Consider the following 4,914-nt stretch of genomic DNA (forward strand, 5'->3'; position numbering starts at 1 on the left):
TTCGACTTCGGCCAGCCGATGACCGGCCTGGAGATCGAGCTCAATCTGGTCGACGGGGACTGGCAGCCGGACATGGCCAACGCCCGCGTCCTGGAGGCCATCGCCGACCCGGACTTCCAGACCGAGCTGGGGCGCTACAACATCGAGTTCAACGTCGCCCCCCGCCAGCTGGGCGGCGCGTCGATGGCCGAGCTCGAGCAGCTGCTGCGCGCCTCGCTCGACCACGCCGAGGAGCGGGCCAACCGCACCGGCTCGGAGATCATCATGATCGGCATCCTGCCGACGCTGCGGACCGAGCACTTCGAGACCGACTGGATGAGCGCCAATCCCCGCTACCAGGCGCTGGACGAGGCCGTCTTCGCCGCCCGCCGGGAGGACCTCGAGCTGGACATCAGCGGGGTCGAGCACCTGAAGATGTACGCCGACACGATCGCCCCGGAATCGGCCTGCACGTCGGTGCAGCTGCACCTGCAGGTCTCCCCCGCCGACTTCGCCGCCTGCTGGAACGCCGCCCAGGTGCTGGCCGGGCCGCAACTGGCGCTCGGCGCCAACTCGCCGTTCCTGTTCGGCAAACGGCTGTGGGCCGAGACCCGCACCGAGCTGTTCCTCCAGGCCACCGACACGAGGTCGCCCGAGCTGCGCAACCAGGGCGTGCGGCCGCCGGTGTTCTTCGGCGAGCGGTGGATCACCTCGATCTTCGACCTGTTCGAGGAGAACGTCCGCTACTTCCCCGCGCTGCTGCCCGAGTGCACCGACGAGGACCCGGAGGCCGTGCTGGCCGCCGGCAAGGCCCCGCGGCTGCAGGAGATGCGACTGCACAACGGCACGGTGTACCGGTGGAACCGGCCCGTGTACGACGTCGTCGACGGCCGCCCGCACCTGCGGGTGGAGAACCGGGTGCTGCCGGCCGGTCCGACCGTCATCGACGTGCTGGCCAATGCCGCGTTCTACTACGGCGCGCTGACCGTGCTGGCCACCGAGGACCGGCCGATCTGGACCAAGATGTCGTTCGACGCCGCCCACGCCAACTTCGACACCGGGGCCCGGCTCGGCACCGACGCCGTCTTCTACTGGCCCGGGTTCGGGCAGGTCACGTGGGACGAGTTGATCCTGCGCGATCTGCTGCCCAAGGCCCACGAGGGGCTGGCCCGCTGGGGGGTGGACGACGAGGTGCGTGAGCGCTACCTCGGGGTGGTCCGGGACCGCTGCATCACCCGTCGCAACGGCTCCTGGTGGCAGGCCGAGACGGTCGCCGCGCTGGAGCGCCGCGGGCTGTCCCGGGACGCGGCGCTGACCGAGATGCTCAAGCTCTACTCCGCGGGAATGCACGCCAACGAGCCCGTGCACACCTGGGAGGTGCCGGGCTGAGCACGCCGCGCCGCCTGCTCGACCCGGACCGGCTCGCCGCCGATCTCGCCGCCGGGTCCCGCGCCGCGCTCTCCCGGGCGATCACCCTGGTGGAGTCCACCCGGGACGACCACCGGGAGCTCGCCCGCTCGCTGCTCACGACGCTGTCCGGCTCGGCCGCGGACGCGGTGCGGGTCGGCCTCTCGGGGGTGCCGGGGGTGGGCAAATCGACGTTCGTCGAGGCCCTCGGCACCCTGCTGACCGGGCGGGGACTGCGGGTCGGCGTGCTGGCCGTCGACCCGTCCAGCGTCCGCACCGGCGGGTCGGTGCTCGGCGACAAGACCCGGATGCCCCGGCTGGCCGCGGATCCGAACGCCTTCATCCGGCCGTCCCCGAGCGCCGGCACGCTGGGCGGGGTGGCCCGGGCCACCGCGCAGACGATCACCCTGCTGGAGGGGGCCGGGTACGACGTGGTGCTGGTGGAGACGGTCGGGGTCGGGCAGTCCGAGACGACGGTCGCCGGCCTGGTCGACACGTTCCTGCTGCTGGCCCTGGCCCGTTCCGGCGACCAGATCCAGGGCATCAAGATGGGGGTGCTGGAGTTCGCCGTCGTCGTCGCGATCAACAAGGCCGACGGCGACCGGGTGGTCGAGGCCACGGCCGCCGCCCGGGACCTGGCCGGGGCCCTGCGCCTGGTGCGCGGGCGGTCCGCGGGCTCTCCCGCCGGTTCCGGCGGGTCGGGCTGGTCGGTGCCGGTGCTGACCTGCTCCGGCCTCACCGGGGACGGCATCGACGAGGTCTGGGCGGCGGTGCTGCGGCACCGGACCACGCAGGGCCCGGACGGGCTGGCCGACAAGCGCTCCCGGCAACGGTGGGAGCTGACCTGGGCCCTGGTCCGGGACGAACTGGAGCAGCGGCTGCGCCGCTCGGTCCCGGTCGCCGACACCGCGGACCGGGTCCGGCCGCAGGTGCTGGCCGGCACGCTGCCCGCGCCGGCCGCCGCCGACGCCATCCTGCGCGCCTTCGACGCGTCCTGACCGGCACCGTCCTGACCGGCACCGGCCGGCCGGCACCGGCCGCGATCAGTCCACCCGGATCCGCGACAGGGCTCTGGTCAGCGCGGCCATGTCCGGTTGCCGGTCGAGATCCTCGACCACTGCGATGATCTGGTCGCCGTCGGGCTCGGCCACCAGCCCGGCCACGATGCCGCGGTGCTTGTCGACGACCTCGGCCCAGGACAGCGGGTTGCGGGGATCACCGCGGGCGTGCAGGGTCTGGGCCGACCGGGTCGACCCGTCGTGAAGGACCACGTCCACCCGGCCCGGCCACTCCGCCGGGTAGCGGCGGTCGAAGTCGGGCTCGACCCGATAGTCCACCCGATCCATCAGATCGCGCAGGCCCGGGTCGGCGAACATCCGGGGTGTGAAGTCGCGGAACGACACCCGGCCGGTCGACAGGGCCAACGCGACGTTGAACGGGACGCTGAACTGCGCGTCGATCATCACCGCCGGCCGGCGCCGCACGGCCAGCGGCTCGCAGACCAGGGGCACCGCCGCCGACACCGTGTGGACCAGGACCGAGGCGACGTCCTCGGCCCGGACGCCGTCCCGGACCAGGGCGAGCACCGAGTCGTTGACGGATTGGATGTAGTAGTTGCACGGGTGGTACTTCAGCGCCGTGCGGTCGATGGCGTACCCGTCGCCGAGCCCGTCGAGCAGCAGGTCGGTGTCCGGATCGCCGGAGTAGGCGTGCAGGAAGCCGAACCGCCCCTCGATCGCCGTCGCCGGCGCGGTCATGCCGGCGGCGGCCAGGCGCGCGGCGACGATGCCGGCATGGGCGGCCCAGCCGGCGTGGAACCGCTTGGTCCAGGCCCCGTCCGTGACGTACTCGAGCAGTCCGCTCGCCTGGCTCGTCGCGATACCGATCGCCGCGGCCGTCCGCTCGGCGTCCAGCCCGAGCATCCGCGCGGCGGCGGTCGCCGCGCCCAGCGCGCCGCAGGTCCCGGTCGGGTGGAAGCCGCGGGCGTTGGTGACGGCCGGGCGCAGGGCCGCCGCCGCGCGGCAGGCCACCTCCCAGCCGGTGACCGTCGCCTCGATCACCTCCCGGCCCGACGCGTCGCGTTCCTGGGCCAGGGCCAGCACGGTGGCCAGGACGAACGACTCGTTGTGCACCGAGCCGGGCAGGTAGGTGTCGTCCAGTTCCATGCTGTGCGCGGCCATGCCGTTGGCCAGCGCGGCCCACTCCGCCCCGACCCCGCCCGCGCGGCCCAGGACCGTCGCCGGACCGGGCGGCTGCCCCAGCGACCGGACCGGGCGGCTGGAATCCAGGGTCGAGCCGCGCAGCGCGATGCCGAGATAGTCGAGCAGGAACTGTCCGACCCGGCCCCTGGTCGCCGGGGGCAACGCGTCGTACCGCACGTCCACCGACCACTGCGCCAGCCGCCGGCTGATCGACGCCCCGGAACCGACCGCGTCGCCCGTGTCCGCCACCGCCCCATTCTCGCCCGTCCGGCCCGCGCGGGCGAACCGGGCGGGATGCATCGGCCGATCGACCGGAGCCGTCCGCCGGCACCGTCGAGGTCACCCTGCGGCCGACACCACACCGCGCGGCGGTGTCGGCCGCCCCCGGGGCTTTGGCACGATGGTCCGGTGACCGCATCCAGTGCCCCGGGAGGGACCCCGCCCCCACGGGTGCTGGCCGACCGGTACCGCCTGGACTCGGTGATCGGCAAGGGCTCGATGGGAACCGTGTGGGCGGCCACCGACCTGGTGCTGCACCGGAACGTGGCGATCAAGGAGATCGACTTCCCGGTCGGCACGCCGGCGGCCGAACGGCGCCAGCTCGAACAGCGGACGCTGCGCGAGGCCCGGGCGATCGCCGCGCTGTCCAACCCGTACGTCATCACCCTGTTCGACATCCTGACGGTGCCGGCCGGGCCGGTCATCGTGATGGAGCTGCTGCACTCCCGCTCCCTGGCCGACATCCTCAAGCGGGTCGGCCGGCTGGCGGACGGCCAGGCCGCCACGATCGGCGTGGCCGTCGCCTCGGGGCTGCTGGCCGCGCACCCCGCCGGCCTCACCCACCGCGACGTCAAGCCGGCCCACGTGCTGATCTGCGACGACGGCCGGATCAAGCTCACCGACTTCGGCATCGCCCGCAGTTCGGCCGAGAACACGATGACCGCCACCGGCCTGCTGCTGGGCTCGCCGGCCTACATCGCCCCGGAGGTGGCCAGCGGGACACCGGCCGGGCCGGTGTCGGACGCCTGGAGCCTGGGCGGCCTGCTCTACGCCTGCGTCGAGGGCCGGCCGCCGTTCGATCAGGGCACCGCCATCGCGACCCTGACCTCGGTGGTCAAGGATCCGGTCCCGCCGCATCCGCACTCCGGCCGGTTGGGCGCCGTGGTCTCCGGGCTGCTGGTCAAGACCCCGAACCTGCGCATGCGGCTGGAGAAGGCGCTGCAGGTGATGCGCGGCATCGCCGACGACCCCTCCGGCACCTACCTGGCCACGGTCACCCGGATCCCGCGCAGCGAGTGGCCCGGATTCGGCGCCGGGGCCGCCGGCG

General features: G+C 73.7%; 4 protein-coding genes. 3 read left to right on the top strand and 1 reads right to left on the bottom strand.

The annotated features are described in order from the left end of the window. Together ACOJUF_RS22490 and meaB are read left to right on the top strand one after the other, a co-directional pair. On the top strand, positions 1 to 1,368 hold a 1,368-nt coding region (locus tag ACOJUF_RS22490), incomplete at its 5' end, for a glutamate--cysteine ligase (RefSeq protein WP_420124042.1). Then, a complete protein-coding gene (meaB, locus tag ACOJUF_RS22495; RefSeq protein WP_420124045.1) occupies positions 1,365 to 2,384 on the top strand; it encodes a methylmalonyl Co-A mutase-associated GTPase MeaB in 1,020 nt (339 codons plus the stop codon). The genes ACOJUF_RS22490 and meaB, both read left to right, overlap by 4 nt. A gap of 45 nt (positions 2,385 to 2,429) precedes the next feature. Here meaB and ACOJUF_RS22500 read toward each other — a convergent pair whose 3' ends face one another. Continuing rightward, positions 2,430 to 3,836, bottom strand: a complete 1,407-nt coding sequence (locus ACOJUF_RS22500) for an MmgE/PrpD family protein (protein ID WP_420124043.1) — start codon at positions 3,834 to 3,836, stop codon at positions 2,430 to 2,432. A 159-nt stretch (positions 3,837 to 3,995) separates the two neighbouring features. Between ACOJUF_RS22500 and ACOJUF_RS22505 the strand changes: the two genes are divergently transcribed. After that, positions 3,996 to 4,914: serine/threonine-protein kinase (locus ACOJUF_RS22505; RefSeq protein ID WP_420124044.1), on the top strand; the 919-nt coding region annotated here is incomplete at its 3' end.

The sequence above is a fragment of the Nakamurella sp. genome, from assembly GCF_048594475.1.
In the GTDB taxonomy this organism is placed as follows: domain Bacteria; phylum Actinomycetota; class Actinomycetes; order Mycobacteriales; family Nakamurellaceae; genus Nakamurella.